Below are 16,708 nucleotides of genomic sequence, written 5' to 3'. Positions count from 1 at the left end.
AGGCCGGTACATTCATGTACATTTCCAAGGTTGACGATAAAGAACCGGCAGCTCAGTCTGCCGGTTCTCTTTTTTGTCGCGGGGGTGGTCGATGCCTTTTTTCACGGTGGACGGACAAGCGCTGCATTACATTGATCAAGGCACTGGTCCGGCAGTTTTGCTGGCCGGCAGCTATCTGTGGGATCACGCGATGTGGGCACCGCAGATCGCCGCGTTATCGCCGCACTATCGGGTGATTGCACTGGATTTGTGGGGCCATGGCGAATCGGGACGGTTGCCTGAAGGCACGACCTCACTGGACGACATCGCCCGTCAGGCGCAGGCTCTGCTCGATCATCTGGATATCGACCGTGTCACGCTGGTTGGCCTGTCGGTCGGCGGCATGTGGGGCGTGCGTCTGGCGTTGTCGGCACCGCAGCGGATCAACGGTCTGGTGTTGATGGATACCTACGTCGGCGTCGAACCTGAACCCACCCGTCAGTATTACTTTTCGCTGTTCAAGCAAATTGAGGAAACCGGCGAAATCTCCGAGCAATTACTGGATATCGTCGTGCCGATCTTCTTCCGTCCGGGCATCGATCCGCAGTCGGCGCTGTATCAGGATTTCCGCGCGAAACTGGCGGCGTACTCTTCGGATCGGCTGCGCGAAAGCATCGTGCCGATGGGGCGAATCACCTTTGGCCGTGATGATTTGTTGCCACGGCTGGGCGAATTGAACGCAGCGACCACGCTGGTAATGTGCGGCGATCAGGACAAGCCGCGACCGCCGTCCGAAGCAAAGGAAATGGCCGAGTTGATCGGTTGCCCGTGGGTGTTGGTGCCGGAAGCGGGGCATATCTCCAATCTGGAGAATCCGCAGTTTGTCACCGAGGTGTTGTTTACCTTCCTCAGCGAGCGCAACCGTTAGACCGAGTAATCGTTCTTCGTCGGAACGCCGTCCGGAGACAGGCTCGCTCCCACAGTGACCGCATTGAACACAGAGTCTGTGAACACATTCGATCCCTGTGGGAGCGAGCCTGCTCGCGAAGGCGTCATTTCAGGCGCCAACAAACCCGGAATTATTTAGGCCCGAGAATCTTCACCAACTTGTCCGGCGAAGGCGCGCCTTGTTGCTGTTGCAGCTCGCCCTTGTCATCCATGTAGAAAATCGCCGGCGTCGCCTGCAAGTCGAGGTCTTCCATCAACTGCATGTTGGCCGCCAGTTTGGTCTGCACGGCCGCCGGAATATCTTTCAGCGCTTTCAGTGAGCTGCCCTTGCCAGCCTTCTCGTGATCTTCCAGTGCCTTGGCCGGGTCTTTCGCCGCCAGCAACGCGGCCGATTTGCCCGGGCTGTCTTCGCGAATGATGCCGACCATGATGTGCCGCAGTTGCACCTTGCCAGCCTTGACCCATGGCCGCGCCTGTTCCCAGAACATATTGCAGTACGGGCAGTTCGGATCGCTGAACAGGTACACCGTGCGCGGTGCATCCTTGTTGCCGTCCTGAATCCAGTTGCTCGCCTCGAATTTGGCCCAGACTTCCTTGGCCATCGGCGCATAGACCAGTTTTTGCAGTGGCTCGCTGCTCAGATCCTTGCCGTCGGCGTCGTACAGATTACCCAGCAAAACGTGTTTGCCGTCAGGGGTCAGGTACAGCGCCATGCCTCGGTTCTGATACTGCGCCGCATAACCGCGCAGACCATCGGGGGCATCGAACTGGCCGACGATTTTCGCGCCTTTGGCTTCGATCTGTTTGATCGCCGCAGGCAACTCTTCAGCAGCCTGCACCGACGGCAAGTGCAGCAGGGCGGTGCCCAGAGTCAGCGTCAGCAGGTGGCGGAGGCGGGGCATGGCAGTTTCCTTGCAGAGGTGGCCGGTGCAGTGGCCGGGTTCGAATTCGGGGTTGGGGCGGCGAAGTTTTCCAGCGCGCGCGCCAGGCTGGCGTTGGACAGCTCACCCAGGTGGCTGGTCAGCAGCCGACCGTCAGGGCTATAGAACAGCGTAGTCGGCAATGCCATGGAACCGACGGCCTGACCCAGCCGACCACTGCGGTCGAACAGCACGTTATTGAGGCTCAGGCCCTGGGTTTCGAGAAACGTCGCCACGCTCTGCATGCTTTCGGCTTGGTTGACGAACAGGAAGGTCAGGTCCGGGCGTTGCATCTGAGCGTTTTCCAGCACCGGCATCTCGCGCCGGCACGGCGGGCACCAGGTCGCCCACAGATTGATCACCAGTGGACCGCCCTGATAATCACGGAGCTGAATGGTTTCCCCGGCCGCATTGCGCAGGGAGATGTCCGGCAGCCGGGTGCCTTGTTCGTAGAGGTTCAACGACAGTGTCGCCAACAGCCAGAACGCCAGGCCGCTGGCCACGCCAAACCCCAACGGGCGACGCAGCCCTGGACGGCGCCAGCCGCGATACAGGGCGACCAGCAACAGCACGATCACCCCCGGCCAGGCGAGGAAACCACCGTCGCGCAAATCGATGATCTGCCACGGGTCATTGCGATAGTGCGACCAGTACAGCAGCACAAAGGCAATTCGCGCCGCGAGCATGCCCAGCAGAAACAGGCTGAACAATGCTGACTCGGGGTTATCACCGCCACGCTTGGCCACCCGCCAGCCGACAAAGGTTGCCAGCGCCAGGGCACTGATCAGCAGCAGGTGGTTAAGCGCGATGGCAAAGGTGCCGAGGGTGAAAGTCAGCATTAATGGGCATCTCGGGTGGCAGTCCAGTGTTGCAGGAATGTCTCGGCGTCGACTTCGCCGGTGATGCGCTGGCTGCGGCGTTCTTCGCCATCGGTGCCGATCCAGACGAAGCTCGGCGGCCCCGGTACTTTGTAGCGGCTGAGCAGTTCGCGGCTGGCGGCATTGTCGGCAGTCACATCGAGCCGCAGCAGGCGTACATCACTCAACGCCTGCATGACCTTGTCCTTGCCGAACACCTGCTTCTCCATGACCTTGCACGACACACACCAGTCGGCGTAGTAGTCGAGCAGCACCCACTGGCCTTGAGCCTTGGCGGCATCGAGTTCGCGTTGCAGCGCCGCCGGCTCCTTGATCGTGGTGAACGCATCGTGAGCCGACGACGCCGCTGTGCCGGCGCGGCCGGCACTGTAGACCTGCAACGGTTGATACGGATCATCGCTGCCGCCCGCCGCACCGATCACCAGCAGACTGCCCCACAACCCGAGCAGCAACGAACTGGCGCCGAACAACTGCGCAACGCGGCCAAAACCTTCGGACTGTTTCCAGGCGCAGAACGCGGCGATCAACAGCAGCGCACCGCACAGGCCCAGCCATAACGACGCATCCAGCACCGGGCGCAACATCACCAGCGCAGTGGCGAGGAAGAAGAATCCGAACACGCCTTTGAGCAGGTTCATCCACGCACCGGGTTTGGGCAGAAAGCCATTGCCAACGGTCACCAGCAACAGCAGCGGCACACCGATGCCGATGCCCAGCGAAAACAGAATCAAACCACCGTGCAGCGCGTTGCCGGTCTGCGCGATATACAGTAAGACACCCGCCAGTGGCGCGGTCATGCACGGGCCGACCAACAGACCGGACAATGCACCGAGCGCTCCGGCACCGATCACGCTGCCACCGCTGCGACTGCGCGAGGCGTGTTCCAGGCGATCGCGCAGGGCCACCGGCAATTGCAGTTCAAAGAAGCCAAACATCGGCAACGCCAACACCACGAAGATCGCGGCAAAGGTCCCCAGCAGCCATGGATTTTGCAACCAGGCCTGCAGGTTCGCGCCGAGCAGCGCGGCAATCACGCCCATCGCCGCATACACCAGCGCCATGCAAATCACATAACTGCCGGCCAATACGAATCCGCGACGCGGAGTGGCACCACTGCCGACGACCATACCGGCCAGAATCGGCAGCATCGGCAATGAGCACGGCGCAAATGCCAGCAGCAAGCCGAAACCGAAAAACGCCAGCAAGCTCCAGCCCAACGCGTGTTCTTGCAGGCTGCTGGCCAGGGCTTGATCCGGTGCCTGGTCGTTCGTTGTCGCTGTTGTCGCCGGTGTTGTCGTGGCTGGCGCTTTACCGCCCAGGTCGATGATCCGGGTTTGCGGTGGATAGCACAGGCCGGCGTCGGCACAGCCCTGATAGCCGACCTTGATCTGCCCCGTGGCCGAGGCTGGAATTTTAATTTCCAGCCCTTGGCGATAGACCGGTTGCTCACCGAAAAACTCGTCGCTGTGGGATTCGCCTTCAGGGAGTGTCGGCTGCTGTGCTGCGCTCAGTCCGTCGAATTTCAGGCGTTTCTGATACAGGTAATAACCGTCGGCGATTTGCCAGAACAATTGGGTCTCACCGGATTCCAGGCGCTCGGACGTCAGCACGAATGCCTGGTCGACCAGGAGAAACTCCGGTTTTGTCTCAAATGGATTGTTCCCGGCCTGGGCCAGGCTGGAGATCAGCAGAGCAAACAAAAGAAAAAAATGACGCATGGAGGAGCCTTGTCCCTGTGCAAGTAAGACGCAGAATGGGCGGCGGCGATTAACCGATAATTAACCGTATCCTACAAGGCCCTCCGGCTTCGGCCAATCAGCCGCGCAGCAGTCCGGGCCAGTTCTCGTCATTGATGGTTTGTGGGCCGGAGACCAGACGGTCGGACTGAATGTTGTAAGTCAGGTATTGGTTGTTGGTCAGGAAGATGTACCAGTAGCTGTCGGCAAAAGTCCGGTCATTTTGCGCTGCCGTGATGATCCGGTCCTTGTACGGTTGCAGCGCGCCAAGTTGATGATCCCCGAAGGATTTGTAAGTCAGGGTCTTTGCCTTGTAGTTAAACGATAGATAGTGCCCATCGTTGAGGATGAATCTGAACAGGAACGGGTGACCGGTTAGTTGAAACCAGGTGCCTGCGATGATTTTGTCGAAGTAGGGCAGTATTGGCTTCCAGATTGAATCGGAAACTTTATAGAAGGCATCGACCTTGTCTTTGTCTTGATTGTATTTACACACCACGGGTGTTGTTCCCTGATAGAAGAACAACCAGGCAATATCTTCATCGGTCGGGGTGTTCCAGCCGAATGAAGTGGTTGTCAGTCCGAAACGCAAGCCTTTGGCATAAGGACCAAAGCTGTCCCAGCTATCGGTAACCGGGGCGGGGTAGTTGGTGGATACCTTGTTGTCAGCGAGATCGAATCGAGAATAGGTGTCGCTGTCCTTGAAGAAGAAATAAATACGGTCGGGGCCGGAGCGCCAATCGATCGCGACGAAGTTTTTTAGTTGAGGCATGTTCATTAAGTCCTTTTAAAAGTTGTAGGTAATCGCCAGCTGAAAACTAAATGATTGAAGGCGTCTTACAAAGGGAGGAATTGTTTCTTTATTCGTGGGGAGAAGTTTTTAATGCGGCGTGACTATAGATTTGCGCAATCGGGCGGCACCGGCTTTTGCGCCCGGCTTCCCGTATGCGTCGGTGACGGCCATAATTGCGCCTTAATCCTCGCCTGTTTCACTCGCCTTTTTGTTTCCGGAGTACCCATGCACGTACTGGTTTGCGAAGACGATGAACTGATCGCCAGCGGTATTGTTGCGGGACTCAGTGCCCAAGGCCTGACCGTCGAACACGTCAACACGGCATCGAAGGCCCGCGCGATACTTAAAGTCGCCGAATTCGACGTGATGGTGCTCGATCTTGGCCTGCCCGACGAAGATGGCCTCAAGTTGCTGCAACAACTGCGTCAGAGTGGCCTGGAGATTCCAGTGCTGATCCTGACCGCGCGCGACTCGGTCACCGACCGCGTTGACGGCTTGCAGGCCGGGGCTGACGATTACCTGCTCAAGCCGTTTGATCTGCGCGAACTGTTCGCCCGCCTGCAAACCCTGTTGCGCCGGGTTGCCGGGCGCAGCGTCAACCTGATCGAGCATGGCGCGCTGACGTACGATCCGAGCAGCCGCGAAACCACCCTGGCCGGGCAACCGGTGGACTTGTCGCGCCGCGAGCAATCGCTGTTGCAGGCGCTGCTGCACAATCGTGGCCGGGTGCTGTCCACCGAGCAGTTGAAGGACAGCGTCTACGGCTTCAACGATGAACTGGAAAGCAACGCGCTGAACGTGCACATCCATCACTTGCGCAGCAAACTGGGCAAAGGCATCGTCGAAACCGTGCGCGGTCTGGGCTATCGCCTCGGCCCGGCCGACGGTGGAGATCAAGGCAAGTGATGAGCCTGCGACTGCGCCTGAGCCTGACCCTCGGCGCTGCGTTTGCGCTGATCTGGGCGCTGGCGGCGGCCTGGATGCTCAGTGACCTGCGCAATCAGATGATGTTCTCTCTCGACCAGCGTCTGGTGGCCTCGGCGCGCATGGTCGCCGGGCTGCTGGAACAGTTGCCGACGCTGCCGAGCAAGGGCGAGGGCACGCATTTCAGTGCCGAACAACTGAATATCCCCGGCGGCATGGCCTGTCAGGTCAGCTCGTTGCGCGGGGAAATACTCGCGCGCAGTCACAATAATCCCGAACAAGCGCTGGAAGCCGAGAAAATGGGCTTCCATGACCAGATGATCGATGGCGCGCCGTGGCGCAGTTTCACCCTGGCGCGGGGCGATGTGCGCATCACCACGGCCGACCGGCAGATCGAGCGCGAAGCCCTGAACATGTCGATCCTGCTGGCGGCGTCGGTGCCGGTGGGCGTGGCGCTGCTCGGCTGCCTGTGCCTGTTGTGGCTGGGCATCGGCCAGGGGCTGGCGCCGCTCAACCGTCTGCGTGAGGCGCTGATGCGGCGCAATGCCGACTCGCTTGAGCCGTTGCAGATCCAGACCTTCCCCAGCGAATTGAAGCCGCTGCTGGAAACGCAAAATCAGTTGTTTCAACGCATCGGCAAGACCATCGAGCGTGAGCGCCGTCTGACCGGTGACGCAGCACATGAACTGCGCAGCCCGCTGACGGCGATCAAGACCCACCTGCAAGTTGCGCGCATGACCGACGGCAGTGCCCGCGATCAGTCACTGGCGCGGGCCGAGGAGGGCGCCGATCGCTTGCATCGCACCCTCGAACAGTTGTTGTTGCTGGCGCGGGTCGAGGGCAGCCTGTCGTTCGATGACGGTTCGCAGTGCAGCGCCGAGCAAGTGGCACGCCTGGCGATCCAGGACGCCACCGGTGGCGAGCACCAGCGCATCAAACTGCAACTGCCGGCCGGGCTTAGCGCTGCACCGCTGCACATGCCGGCGGTGCTGTCGATCGCGGCGCTGCGCAATCTGCTCGACAACGCCTTGCGCCATACCCCTGAGGACTGCGCAGTCGAACTGAGTCTGGAAACCATTGGCAACCGCGTGCGGTTTGTCGTGCGTGATCATGGCCCGGGCATTGCACCGGATGATCTGCAACACCTGACCCAACGCTTCTGGCGCAACGGCCAGAGCACTGGTTGTGGCCTCGGCCTGGCGATTGTCCAGGCGATCGTTCAGCGCTGCGACTGCGCCCTGCATTTCGACAGCCGCCCGGATGGCCTGCGCGTCGAGCTGACCATGCCATTGCAACCTGTCTGACCTGACCACAAATCCCCTGTGGGAGCGAGCCTGCTCGCGAAGACGGCGGCACAGTCAGCATCCAAGTGGCTGACAAAACGCGTTCGCGAGCAGGCTCGCTTCCACAAGGGCGGATGTTTTGGCACATCAAATGTAACTTTTCGACATTCGCTATCCGGCGGGGGTGGGGGTAAGGTCAACGCAGCTTTGACTCAATGGATTGAGGGAATTGCGCCATGGAAGCACCCATCTGCATTCGTCCCGCCACACTGGCCGACGCCGGCATCATCAGCCGCATCATCGAACGTTCGATCCGCATCGGTTGTGCACTCGACCACCGCAACGATCCGACACGGGTCAGCACCTGGATCACTCAGCAATCCGCCGACTTCATCAGCGCCCGCCTCGCCGACCCGCACTTCTATTTATCCATGGCTTTACTGGCGGACAAACCGGTCGGCGTCGGCATGGCACAGGCCTGTGGTGACATTTCCCTGTGTTACGTGCAGCCAGAATCCTTTCGCCGGGGCGTCGGGCGCGCGTTGATGTACGATCTGGAAGGCTGGTTGCGGGTTCGCGACGTTGCTCAAGCGAATCTCAACAGCACGCGCACCGGTCGTGCTTTTTATCGCCGTCTGGGCTATCGCGAGTCAGCGCCGCCCGTCGAATACCAAGGCGTGCAGACCCTGCCCATGCACAAGTCGTTGGCAGCGCCGGCCTGACAACACGATCACGGGCTAAATCCTCAGGCCCCTTAAGCGTTTCCAGAACAGGAAAACCTGCAAGTGCGCTCCGCGATTGGAATGCGCACCTGTCCGGTGTGCTGTTTTGGTCACTATCCATAGCCAATTGAGGGGTCGAGAGATGTCAGTCGCCACCAGCCTTATCGAAGAGTCGTCGGCCCGGGTTACCTCGGCGCCGGCCGAAACGCTGTACCAGTTCAACGAATCGCCATTGCTGGCTCGTCAGGCCCGGCAGGAGTCCAACGCGCGCAGCTATCCACGACGCATTCCATTGGCACTGAAGCGCGCTAAAGGCCTGTATGTCGAAGACGTTGAAGGGCGCACGTTCATCGACTGCCTCGCCGGGGCCGGCACGCTGGCGCTGGGGCATAACCACCCGGTGGTGATCGAAGCGATCCAGAAGGTACTGGCCGATGAATTGCCATTGCATACCCTCGACCTGACCACGCCGGTCAAGGATCAGTTCGTCCAGGACCTGTTCGGCCTGCTGCCGCCCGCCCTGGCGGCGCAAGCGAAAATCCAGTTCTGCGGCCCGACCGGTACCGATGCCGTGGAAGCAGCATTGAAGCTGGTACGCACGGCGACCGGGCGCAGCACCGTGCTGTCGTTCTCCGGTGGTTATCACGGTATGAGCCAGGGCGCGCTGAGCCTGATGGGCAGTCTGGGGCCGAAAAAACCGCTGGGTGCGTTGCTCAGCAATGGCGTGCAGTTCATGCCGTTCCCGTACGACTACCGTTGCCCGTTCGGCCTTGGTGGCGCGGCGGGCGTGAGGGCTAACCTGAGCTATCTGGAAAACTTGCTCAACGACCCGGAAGCCGGCGTGCAACTGCCCGCAGCGGTGATCGTCGAAGCGGTGCAGGGCGAGGGCGGTGTGATTCCGGCGGACATCGAGTGGCTGCGCGGCTTGCGCCGGATCACCGAAAAGGCCGGCGTGGCGTTGATCGTCGACGAGATCCAGAGCGGTTTCGCCCGCACCGGCAAGATGTTTGCCTTCGAACACGCCGGTATCACCCCGGATGTGGTGGTGTTGTCCAAAGCCATCGGCGGCAGCCTGCCATTGGCCGTGGTGGTTTATCGCGACTGGCTCGACACCTGGCAGCCGGGCGCGCACGCCGGCACCTTCCGTGGCAATCAGATGGCCATGGCGGCAGGTTCTGCGGTGATGCGTTATCTGGTTGAGCATAAGGTCTGCGAACACGCTGCTGCCATGGGCGAGCGCCTCAGCGAACACCTGCACATCCTGCAACGGGACTTCCCGCAACTGGGCGACATTCGTGGTCGCGGCCTGATGCTCGGCGTCGAGCTGGTCGAGCCGAACGGCCCACCGGATGCGCTCGGTCATCCGCCGGCGTCTGCGCGACTGGCGCCGCTGGTCCAGCGTGAATGCCTCAAGCGTGGGCTGATTCTGGAGCTGGGCGGTCGCCATGGCGCAGTAGTACGTTTCCTGCCGCCGCTGGTGATCACTGCCGCCGAAATCGACCGTGTCGCGGAAATCTTTGGCCGTGCTTTGGCCGCTGCCACCGCTGCGCTGTAAATTTTTCGCCGCGCCGAACGTTCTTTCTACATACCCGGCTGCACTCAGCGTGCAGCCCACCCTTATAACGATGGAGAACCAGCATGACGTCAGTATTCGACCGCGAGGACATCCTCTTTCAGGTCGTGGTCAACCACGAAGAGCAATACTCGATCTGGCCGGACTACAAAGCCGTGCCGCAAGGCTGGCGCACCGTGGGCAAGAGCGGCCTGAAAAAGGAATGCCTGGCCTATATCGAAGAAGTCTGGACCGACATGCGTCCGCTGAGTCTGCGCCAGAAGATGGAAGCCCAGGCCGCCGCGCAATAAGCGGCCGGGCAAAAACAAACCCGCTGGACTGGAAACAGTCAGCGGGTTTTTTCATTCCTTGGGTTTGTGTTTGCTGGGCTGGCCTCATCGCGAGCAGGCTGAAACTAAGCCCCGCTCAAGCCCTTGAGCAGCAAATCAACATTGCCCTCCAGCTCCGTCACCGGATCTACCGCATCGGTACTCAACACCACCAAACGACTGCCTGACTCGACAATTGCCGCTTTCAGCGCCTCCGATGGCTGACGATGATGCAGCACCACCGCCACATCATTGTCCTTGAGCGTCGCCGTCAGTTTTTTCAGATCCTGCGGCGTCCATTCCGCATCAGGGCGTGGATCCTGGCCAACCAGCTCCAGATTCAGACTACCGATCAGATAACCAAAGTGATCACTCAAACTCATCACACTCAGATTGTCGGCACTCGCCAACCGCGCCTCGCTGTCGGCGCTGAGCTTCAGCAAACGCTGCTTCAACGTCGCCAGATTCGCCTCGATCGCAGGCTTGGCGCTAGGTGCCAGGCGCACCAGATCCGCCGCCATCACGTCCGCCATGCGCCCCATGTTGTTGCTCGCCAGCCATGGCTGGCTGTTCAAACCATCAACCTTCAGATCCGGTTGCACGGCAATGCCCGGCAGGGCGCCGTCGACCGGGCGCGCCGCGTCGACTTCAACGATGCGAATATTGCTGCGACGGGCGATCGGGTACAACGAATCATCGGCCCACAGCGAGCGCACGCCAATCACCGCATCGGCGCTCGTCGCCAACTTACTCAGCGCCGGTGCACCGCGCCCGGTGAAATAAGCGTTCTGCCGGCTGCCCGGCAAGTTCGCCGGTGCCGCACGTTCAAGCTGGACGTCAGTGCCTTTGAGCAGCACTTCGCCCAAGCCATACGTGATCGGCAACGAGGCCAGCACTCGCAGCGGTTTAGTGTTTTCGGCGGCCATCAACGGCGTGCAGATCACGCTGCTCAGGGTCATGGCCAGGGTCAGTTTGCGCAGTGAAAAAGTCATTTATCCAAGATTCCCTTTCAGGCTCGGGACAACCCCGCGCGCGATGGCGGCGAGGGCGAAGGCTATGCCGGCGACCAGAATGATCGCGGCGCCGGACGGGATCGGCAGATCAAACACGATCGGCGCGAGGATCCCGCACAGTGTGCTGACCGTGGCGATCAACACCGAGCACCAGAAGAAGCCCTTGAGCGACTGGCTGAGCAAACGTGCCGCCGCCGCTGGAATCACCAGCAGCGCGCCGACCAGAATCGCGCCGATGACTTTCACCGCAGCGACGGTGATCAGCGTCACCAGAATCACGAACAGATAGTCCAGAGTCTTCACCGCCACCCCGCGCACCGCCGCCAGTTGCGGGTTGAAACTGGCGAGCATGATGCGGTTGTACAGCGGCAGGGCCAGGGCCATGACCAGCGAACCGACGATGGCCAATACCGCCAGATCGTTGCCGTTAACCGTGAGTACCGAACCGAACAGCACGTTCTCGAGAATGTGCACGTTGATCTTGCCCGCGAGAATCAGCAGCAGACTCGCGCCCAGTGCCAGTGACACCGAGAGGAATACGCCGATCAAAGTGTCCGGTGCCAGACCGGTACGGTTGCGCAGGTAATTGAGCAGGATGCCGAACAGCAGGCAGTAGCCGAACAGGCTGCCGTAGGGCCCGGTGTAAGGCTCGCCGAGCAGAATGCCGATGGCTACACCGGTGAGCGCCGCATGGCCCACCGCTTCGGAAAAAAACGCGAAGCGCTTGACCACTACCAGCGTGCCAAGGCCGCCGAGTACCGGGCCGATCAACAGGCCGGCAAGCAACGCATTGACCACAAAACCGTAGGCCAGCGCTTCCGGCAGATAACCAGACGAGGCCCAGCCTTGCACCATCAAACGAAAGGCTTCGTAACTCATCAGGCAGCGCTCCGTGGATGGGTCGAGAACAAGGTCAGCAGACGTTCCGGGGTCAGCGCCTCTTGCGGTGAGGCATCGAACAGCACGCGGCGGTTTAGACCCGTGACACGGCTGGCCAGACGCCCGACCCCTTCCAGATCGTGCTCGATCCAGAGAACGGTGATGCCCGCTGCACGCCAATCGCCGAGCAGACGTTCGAATACCTGAATCCCGGCTTCATCGAGGGCCGACATCGGCTCATCCAGCACCAGCAATTGCGGCGCCGGGATCAGCCCTTGGGCGAGTAGCACCCGCTGCCGCTCACCGCCAGACAGCGCACCCATGCGGCGCTTGCGTTTGTCTTGCATGCCGACGCGTTCCAGCGCTTCACCAATGGCGCCGGCGTAACGCTTGCTCAAACCGAGAAACGCCGGACGTCGCTGGCACATGGCAGCCATGAAATCGTCGACGGTCATCGGCAGACCGCGATCGAATTCCAGCGCCTGCGGTACATAACCGATGGTGCCGGGTTCGCCGGGCCATTGCAGGCTGAGCTGGCCCTGATGGGGCATTTGCCCGAGCAGGGTCTTGATCAGCGAACTCTTGCCGCCACCGTTTGGGCCGACCAGGGCATGTACGCTGCCGGGCTGCACCTGGAAGGTGACGTTATCCAAAATCGTCGTGCGCCCCAGCGTCAGACAAACCTCCGCAAAATCCAGCGTCGGCCCGCAGGTCTGTGGGAGCGACGGTGCGACGATTCGACCTGCTCGCGAATGCGGCGTGTCATTCAATACAGATGTTGGCTGATCCGGCGCCTTCGCGAGCAGGCTCGCTCCCACAGGGGACTGGAGTTCGGTCGAGATCGTTTCTCTGGAAGTCATGCGCCAGACTCCTGAATCGCCCGCACCACGGTGTTGAGGTTGCCGGTCATTTCCTTTTCGTACTTGTCGGCGGTGTACTCGCCGTAGGAAATGTGCGACAGCGGATACAGCTTGACGCCAGACTCACGCTGAATGGTGTCGACGTAAGTGGACGGGAAATCCATCTCCGAGAAGATCACTTTCACGTCCAGTTCACGCAACTGGTCGATGGTCTTCTTCAACTGGCTTGGGCTCGGCTCGATACCGTGGGCCGGCTCGACCACGGCGGTCACTTCCAGGCCGAACTCACGCAGCAGATAGTCGTAAGCCGCGTGCACCGTGGCCACGCGCAGTTCCGCGTTCGGCGCTTGCGTCAGTTTTGCCAGGGCGTCGGCGCGCATCTGCCGCAGGCGTTTGCCGTAGGCGCGGGCGTTCTGGGTGTAGGTCTTGGCGTTGTCTGGATCGAGTTTGCCCAGTTCGCGGGCAATGTTGTTGACCTGGGCAATGGAAGCGCTGATCGACAGGAACGTGTGCGGGTTCACCACTTTGCCGGCCCCGCGCGCGGCAACCCCGGTGGCCGCCAGCAACGGCACGTTTTCGTTGGCTTCGATGGTTTTGATGTTTGGCGTTTCGCTGGCGGCGATCATGCGGTCGGCGAAGTCGTCATGGCCAACGCCGTTGAGCACGATCACATCCAGCCCGCTGATGCGTTTGATGTCTTCGGCCCGTGGCTCGTAGGCATGCGGGTTGAAACCGGCCGGGATCAGCGGCACCACCTCGGCCTTGTCGCCGACGATGTTGGCCACATAGCTGTAGTAAGGGTGCAGGGTGATGCCGATGCGCAGGCGTTTGGCCTGATCGGCACTGGCCAACGGGCTCAGCAGGCAGGCACACAGGCCCAATAAAAAGAGGCGTAACAATGGACGGCGTGGCGATGAAATAGACATGGGCAAGCGGTCTTCTCTCGGAGGAGGGCGAGGAATCAATGGCGATGTTCGCGGGTAACCCCGGCATCGTATTGTGCGATGATCTGTTTCCAGCCAGCAGCGGACAGCGCCGCCGCAGTGAGTTGCGCCGGGGCTTGAGCGGCAGCATCGCGGCTGAGCCAGATGTCCGGCGCAGCCTTGTCGTCGGCGCTGAGCAGCATCACAAACGAACCGGCGACGGCCGGATTCTGGCTTTGGCCGAAATACGCGGCGTCCGCCAGCAATTGCCAGGCATGACCACCGCGGCTGACCGAACTCGCATCCTGGGCAAATGGCGCAAACCCTTCGTCGGCCAGATTCTGCGGCGTCGGCAGGGCTTGTTGTTCCTCGCGCAGCAAGCGGATTTCATCGAGGGTCACCCGCAGGTCGGCATAGATGCCTTGCTCGGCAGCACTGAGGTCGCGGCGTGCGTCGAGCTGGTGAGTCGCCACTGGCTCGGGCTCATGGGAAACCCCGCGCCACGCGACCACGGAACCGGCGACCGCGAGGATCAACAGGCACAACAGCAGCACATTGAGGGTTTCATGACCGGCACCGGCCGGGCGCACGATTTGGCTGGTGGGCGTACTCATGGGGCTTCGATATCCGCTTGGTCGATTTCCACCACGTGGCCCGGGCCCGCGTCGAACAGCACGTAAAATTCGCTGCCGGGTTTCTTGAACGTCAGTGTGGAATCGGCGCCGAGCTTGCCCGGCACCAGAATGGTTTCGTCGTAACCGATCACATCGAGGGTCACCCCCGGCGCACCGCTGCCGTCGGAGAACCCGCCGGTGCATTTGATCTGTTCGGCGTCGATGGCGGTGCATTCGCACATCGGATTGTGGGCCAGCGCACTGGCGCTGAAACCGGCGCACAGCACCAGCAGCGCGGCCTTCAAGCGCAGGCGGGAAGAGCGTTGGGAACACGTCATGGTTTGACTCCTTGTTTGTTCAGCCAGGCGAAGGTGGCGGGGGAGGCCTGACTCAGGGGAATCGAAGCCTGATGCATGCTGCCGTCCCAGCCTTCCATGGTGATCCACAGTTCGGCGTCGGGTCTGGTCTTCTCCGGGATCGGCATCTGCGTGCCCATGCGGTAAGGCGTGCCGAAGAAAATCGTACCGGCGGCGCGCAGGCTGCGTGGCTTGCCGATGCGCAGGTAGGTGGCCTTGACCTGCTCGACACAGGCATCGCACAGGGCCGCGCTGAAGTCTTTCATGTAGCCGGCCGGGCCAGTGAGCACCGGCGCTTCGTTGCGCAGTTCGGCCAGGCGCAGGCTCCACGGGCCAACCTGGATATTGCCGATTACATGTTGGCCCAGGCCGCTGTCACCGCGAAACAGCGAGGCGTCGGCGAAGTATTTGGGCATGAACCCCAGCGGGATCAACAGCAGCAGGACATTGATGTGGAAGCGCCATGTGTGCCAGAAACGCGCGAGTCGAGAAGGCTGTGCCTTGGTGATGGATTTGCTCACAGGCTGGCCTCCGAGGTTTCACGGCTCATCGCCGGTTGTGCCTTGAGGCGGTGTTTCTTGTCTTCGCGCTTCAACGCGTTGGCGGTGGCCAGCGCGGTGCGTTTGGTCCAGATCAACAAGCCGCTGAGGATCATCATGCTCAGGATCAAACCGAAGAAGAACCAGATCAGCTTGATCCAGATGCCGCCGAAGTCGCCGGTGTGCAGTGGCCGCATGGACTCGGTGACGAACTCCAGCGACGAACGATCGGACAGAAGCCGTGAAGCGGCGATGTCGCCGTTGTACGGATTGAGCGTGGCGGTCTGGAACATCAACGGATACCAGCCGCGCCCACCGACGCTCATGTGGCTGTAGGCATTGCCCGGCAGGCTGACGAAGCTGGCTTCCAGCCCCGGAATCTTCTCTTGCGCGAGCTCGACGGCACGGTCCAGGCTGATCCGTGGCGGCGGTGTGCCGGCGGCAGAGATCGGCACGCTCTCGCGGGACATGGCCGGAATGATCGGCTCGCTGGAAATGGCGATCTGGTTGTCGAACAGAATCGCCCGAATCAGAAACCAGATCCCGGTGATGGAAATCACCGCAATGAACCAGATCGACCAGATACCGCACAAGCGGTGGAAGTCACCCCAGAAGATCCGCGCGCCGTGACGCACGCGCAGGGTCGGACGCAGAAAACCTTTCCAGAAGCGCTTGTAGACCACCAGGCCTGTGATCAGCGACACCAGCATCGGCACGCCGAGGAACGACACCAGATACCAGCCCCAACTGAAACCGTTGGTGAACGGCACCAGCCACCAGCCATGCAGGGCGCGGGTGAAGGCCTTGAAATCGAACGTCGGGGCAGGGCCCTGAATCACCCCGGTGTAAGGATTGACGTAGACCGTCTGCGAACGACCGTCCGGATAGCTGACCGCAACGTCGAGGGCGAAGTGGGATTCGTCGGGACGACTGATGCTTTCAACGATGGTCTGCGGTTCGGCTGTTTTGATCGCTGCCATGATCTGGTCATAGCTGAGCAGCGGCGCATCGTCCGCAGGCTGGCTGGCGCGCATCTGCGGGTTGGCCAGCCAGACGATTTCCTGGCTGACCACCGCCAGCGTGCCGGTGACACAGACGATCAGGACAAAGAACCAGATCGGTAACGCCAGCCAGCTATGAACGAGGAACCACAGTTTGGAGCGGGATTTCTTCGACATGATTGCGCGTCTTGATAGCGGTGAAAGGGCGCGTGGCTACGGGCTTCGCAGCACGGCAGACCCCGAAAGACCGAACGTGGCTTTTGCCTACGCGAACGGCCTGCATCTCTATAGGACGAATGAGCGGGACAAATCCCGAAAGGTGATATGAAAGCAAATGTTTCCCAATTCCCCGATCACCACAAATCACCTTGTGGGAGCGAGCTTGCTCGCGAAGGTGCCGGGTCAGTCACTTCATCCGTTGCCTGATCCACCGCTTTCGCGAGCAGGCTCGCTCCCACA

Annotated in this window: 18 protein-coding genes; 6 read left to right on the top strand and 12 right to left on the bottom strand. The window is 61.0% G+C overall.

Annotated features, from left to right (window positions below):
* Window positions 1-91: 91 nt before the first annotated feature.
* A complete protein-coding gene (locus CLU80_RS04130; protein ID WP_099756824.1) occupies window positions 92-907 on the top strand; it encodes an alpha/beta fold hydrolase in 816 nt (271 codons plus the stop codon).
* A gap of 151 nt (window positions 908-1,058) precedes the next feature.
* Here the strand turns inward: CLU80_RS04130 and dsbG are convergent, their stop codons facing one another.
* From dsbG to CLU80_RS04110, 4 genes are all read right to left on the bottom strand, one after another.
* Window positions 1,059-1,829, bottom strand: a complete 771-nt coding sequence (gene dsbG / locus CLU80_RS04125; RefSeq protein ID WP_095048419.1) for a thiol:disulfide interchange protein DsbG — start codon at window positions 1,827-1,829, stop codon at window positions 1,059-1,061.
* Window positions 1,805-2,686, bottom strand: a complete 882-nt coding sequence (locus CLU80_RS04120) for a TlpA disulfide reductase family protein (protein WP_093435049.1) — start codon at window positions 2,684-2,686, stop codon at window positions 1,805-1,807. Before CLU80_RS04120 ends, dsbG begins: the two co-directional genes overlap by 25 nt.
* On the bottom strand, window positions 2,686-4,443 hold the full coding sequence (dsbD, locus tag CLU80_RS04115) for a protein-disulfide reductase DsbD (RefSeq protein WP_099756823.1): 1,758 nt from the start codon (window positions 4,441-4,443) through the stop codon (window positions 2,686-2,688). The genes CLU80_RS04120 and dsbD overlap by 1 nt, the downstream gene beginning before the upstream one ends.
* 97 nt (window positions 4,444-4,540) lie before the next feature.
* Complete coding sequence (locus CLU80_RS04110) at window positions 4,541-5,233, bottom strand: hypothetical protein (RefSeq protein ID WP_093435045.1); 693 nt, start codon at window positions 5,231-5,233, stop codon at window positions 4,541-4,543.
* Between the two features lie 246 nt (window positions 5,234-5,479).
* On the opposite strand from CLU80_RS04110, the gene CLU80_RS04105 reads away from it, so the two are divergent.
* The 5 genes from CLU80_RS04105 to CLU80_RS04085 all read left to right on the top strand — a co-directional run bounded on the left by CLU80_RS04105 (window position 5,480) and on the right by CLU80_RS04085 (window position 10,046).
* The gene (locus CLU80_RS04105; RefSeq protein WP_034155191.1) at window positions 5,480-6,160 is read left to right on the top strand and encodes a response regulator; all 681 of its coding nucleotides are present in this window, start codon (window positions 5,480-5,482) and stop codon (window positions 6,158-6,160) included.
* On the top strand, window positions 6,160-7,482 hold the full coding sequence (locus CLU80_RS04100) for an ATP-binding protein (RefSeq protein WP_093435043.1): 1,323 nt from the start codon (window positions 6,160-6,162) through the stop codon (window positions 7,480-7,482). The genes CLU80_RS04105 and CLU80_RS04100 overlap by 1 nt, the downstream gene beginning before the upstream one ends.
* Before the next feature lie 215 nt (window positions 7,483-7,697).
* Window positions 7,698-8,183 (top strand): GNAT family N-acetyltransferase, encoded by a 486-nt coding sequence (locus CLU80_RS04095; protein WP_099756822.1) that lies wholly within the window; start codon window positions 7,698-7,700, stop codon window positions 8,181-8,183.
* A 142-nt stretch (window positions 8,184-8,325) separates the two neighbouring features.
* Complete coding sequence (locus CLU80_RS04090) at window positions 8,326-9,738, top strand: aspartate aminotransferase family protein (protein ID WP_099756821.1); 1,413 nt, start codon at window positions 8,326-8,328, stop codon at window positions 9,736-9,738.
* Between the two features lie 83 nt (window positions 9,739-9,821).
* Entirely contained in the window at window positions 9,822-10,046 is a 225-nt protein-coding gene (locus CLU80_RS04085; protein WP_038364139.1) for an MbtH family protein, read from the top strand.
* Window positions 10,047-10,150: 104 nt separating this feature from the next.
* Here CLU80_RS04085 and CLU80_RS04080 read toward each other — a convergent pair whose 3' ends face one another.
* The 8 genes from CLU80_RS04080 to CLU80_RS04045 are packed head-to-tail and all read right to left on the bottom strand — an operon-like array spanning window position 10,151 to window position 16,426.
* The gene (locus CLU80_RS04080) at window positions 10,151-11,056 is read right to left on the bottom strand and encodes a metal ABC transporter substrate-binding protein (RefSeq protein WP_099756820.1); all 906 of its coding nucleotides are present in this window, start codon (window positions 11,054-11,056) and stop codon (window positions 10,151-10,153) included.
* Complete coding sequence (locus CLU80_RS04075) at window positions 11,057-11,956, bottom strand: metal ABC transporter permease (RefSeq protein ID WP_007917717.1); 900 nt, start codon at window positions 11,954-11,956, stop codon at window positions 11,057-11,059. It lies immediately after the preceding gene.
* Window positions 11,956-12,816 carry a metal ABC transporter ATP-binding protein gene (locus CLU80_RS04070; RefSeq protein WP_099756819.1) on the bottom strand — a complete coding sequence of 287 codons (861 nt, stop codon included), beginning with the start codon at window positions 12,814-12,816 and terminating at the stop codon, window positions 11,956-11,958. The genes CLU80_RS04075 and CLU80_RS04070 overlap by 1 nt, the downstream gene beginning before the upstream one ends.
* A complete protein-coding gene (locus CLU80_RS04065; protein WP_093435032.1) occupies window positions 12,813-13,742 on the bottom strand; it encodes a metal ABC transporter substrate-binding protein in 930 nt (309 codons plus the stop codon). The genes CLU80_RS04070 and CLU80_RS04065 overlap by 4 nt, the downstream gene beginning before the upstream one ends.
* A 35-nt stretch (window positions 13,743-13,777) precedes the next feature.
* On the bottom strand, window positions 13,778-14,353 hold the full coding sequence (locus tag CLU80_RS04060; protein WP_099756818.1) for a DUF6162 family protein: 576 nt from the start codon (window positions 14,351-14,353) through the stop codon (window positions 13,778-13,780).
* Window positions 14,350-14,691, bottom strand: coding sequence for a hypothetical protein (locus CLU80_RS04055; RefSeq protein ID WP_093435028.1), 342 nt, complete (start codon window positions 14,689-14,691; stop codon window positions 14,350-14,352). Before CLU80_RS04055 ends, CLU80_RS04060 begins: the two co-directional genes overlap by 4 nt.
* Entirely contained in the window at window positions 14,688-15,230 is a 543-nt protein-coding gene (locus CLU80_RS04050) for a PA2404 family protein (protein WP_099756817.1), read from the bottom strand. Before CLU80_RS04050 ends, CLU80_RS04055 begins: the two co-directional genes overlap by 4 nt.
* Entirely contained in the window at window positions 15,227-16,426 is a 1,200-nt protein-coding gene (locus tag CLU80_RS04045; RefSeq protein WP_095048408.1) for a PepSY-associated TM helix domain-containing protein, read from the bottom strand. The genes CLU80_RS04050 and CLU80_RS04045 overlap by 4 nt, the downstream gene beginning before the upstream one ends.
* Window positions 16,427-16,708 lie beyond the last annotated feature (282 nt).

This window comes from Pseudomonas sp. 29 (assembly GCF_002754355.1).
GTDB classification, from domain to species: Bacteria; Pseudomonadota; Gammaproteobacteria; order Pseudomonadales; family Pseudomonadaceae; genus Aquipseudomonas; species Aquipseudomonas neuropathica.
The sequence above is the reverse complement of the archived record's forward strand: the minus strand, read 5'-3'. Positions and strand labels throughout refer to the sequence as shown.

Excerpts from the sequence above, each read along its gene's own strand:
- CLU80_RS04070 (WP_099756819.1), bottom strand. The coding sequence starts at position 12,816 with ATGACTTCCAGAGAAACGATCTCGACCGAACTCCAGTCCCCTGTGGGA.
- CLU80_RS04130 (WP_099756824.1), top strand. The coding sequence starts at position 92 with ATGCCTTTTTTCACGGTGGACGGACAAGCGCTGCATTACATTGATCAA.
- CLU80_RS04100 (WP_093435043.1), top strand. The coding sequence starts at position 6,160 with ATGAGCCTGCGACTGCGCCTGAGCCTGACCCTCGGCGCTGCGTTTGCG.
- CLU80_RS04110 (WP_093435045.1), bottom strand. The coding sequence starts at position 5,233 with ATGCCTCAACTAAAAAACTTCGTCGCGATCGATTGGCGCTCCGGCCCC.
- dsbD (WP_099756823.1), bottom strand. The coding sequence starts at position 4,443 with ATGCGTCATTTTTTTCTTTTGTTTGCTCTGCTGATCTCCAGCCTGGCC.
- dsbG (WP_095048419.1), bottom strand. The coding sequence starts at position 1,829 with ATGCCCCGCCTCCGCCACCTGCTGACGCTGACTCTGGGCACCGCCCTG.
- CLU80_RS04120 (WP_093435049.1), bottom strand. The coding sequence starts at position 2,686 with ATGCTGACTTTCACCCTCGGCACCTTTGCCATCGCGCTTAACCACCTG.
- CLU80_RS04075 (WP_007917717.1), bottom strand. The coding sequence starts at position 11,956 with ATGAGTTACGAAGCCTTTCGTTTGATGGTGCAAGGCTGGGCCTCGTCT.
- CLU80_RS04065 (WP_093435032.1), bottom strand. The coding sequence starts at position 13,742 with ATGTCTATTTCATCGCCACGCCGTCCATTGTTACGCCTCTTTTTATTG.
- CLU80_RS04090 (WP_099756821.1), top strand. The coding sequence starts at position 8,326 with ATGTCAGTCGCCACCAGCCTTATCGAAGAGTCGTCGGCCCGGGTTACC.
- CLU80_RS04045 (WP_095048408.1), bottom strand. The coding sequence starts at position 16,426 with ATGTCGAAGAAATCCCGCTCCAAACTGTGGTTCCTCGTTCATAGCTGG.
- CLU80_RS04080 (WP_099756820.1), bottom strand. The coding sequence starts at position 11,056 with ATGACTTTTTCACTGCGCAAACTGACCCTGGCCATGACCCTGAGCAGC.
- CLU80_RS04060 (WP_099756818.1), bottom strand. The coding sequence starts at position 14,353 with ATGAGTACGCCCACCAGCCAAATCGTGCGCCCGGCCGGTGCCGGTCAT.
- CLU80_RS04085 (WP_038364139.1), top strand. The coding sequence starts at position 9,822 with ATGACGTCAGTATTCGACCGCGAGGACATCCTCTTTCAGGTCGTGGTC.
- CLU80_RS04105 (WP_034155191.1), top strand. The coding sequence starts at position 5,480 with ATGCACGTACTGGTTTGCGAAGACGATGAACTGATCGCCAGCGGTATT.
- CLU80_RS04055 (WP_093435028.1), bottom strand. The coding sequence starts at position 14,691 with ATGACGTGTTCCCAACGCTCTTCCCGCCTGCGCTTGAAGGCCGCGCTG.
- CLU80_RS04095 (WP_099756822.1), top strand. The coding sequence starts at position 7,698 with ATGGAAGCACCCATCTGCATTCGTCCCGCCACACTGGCCGACGCCGGC.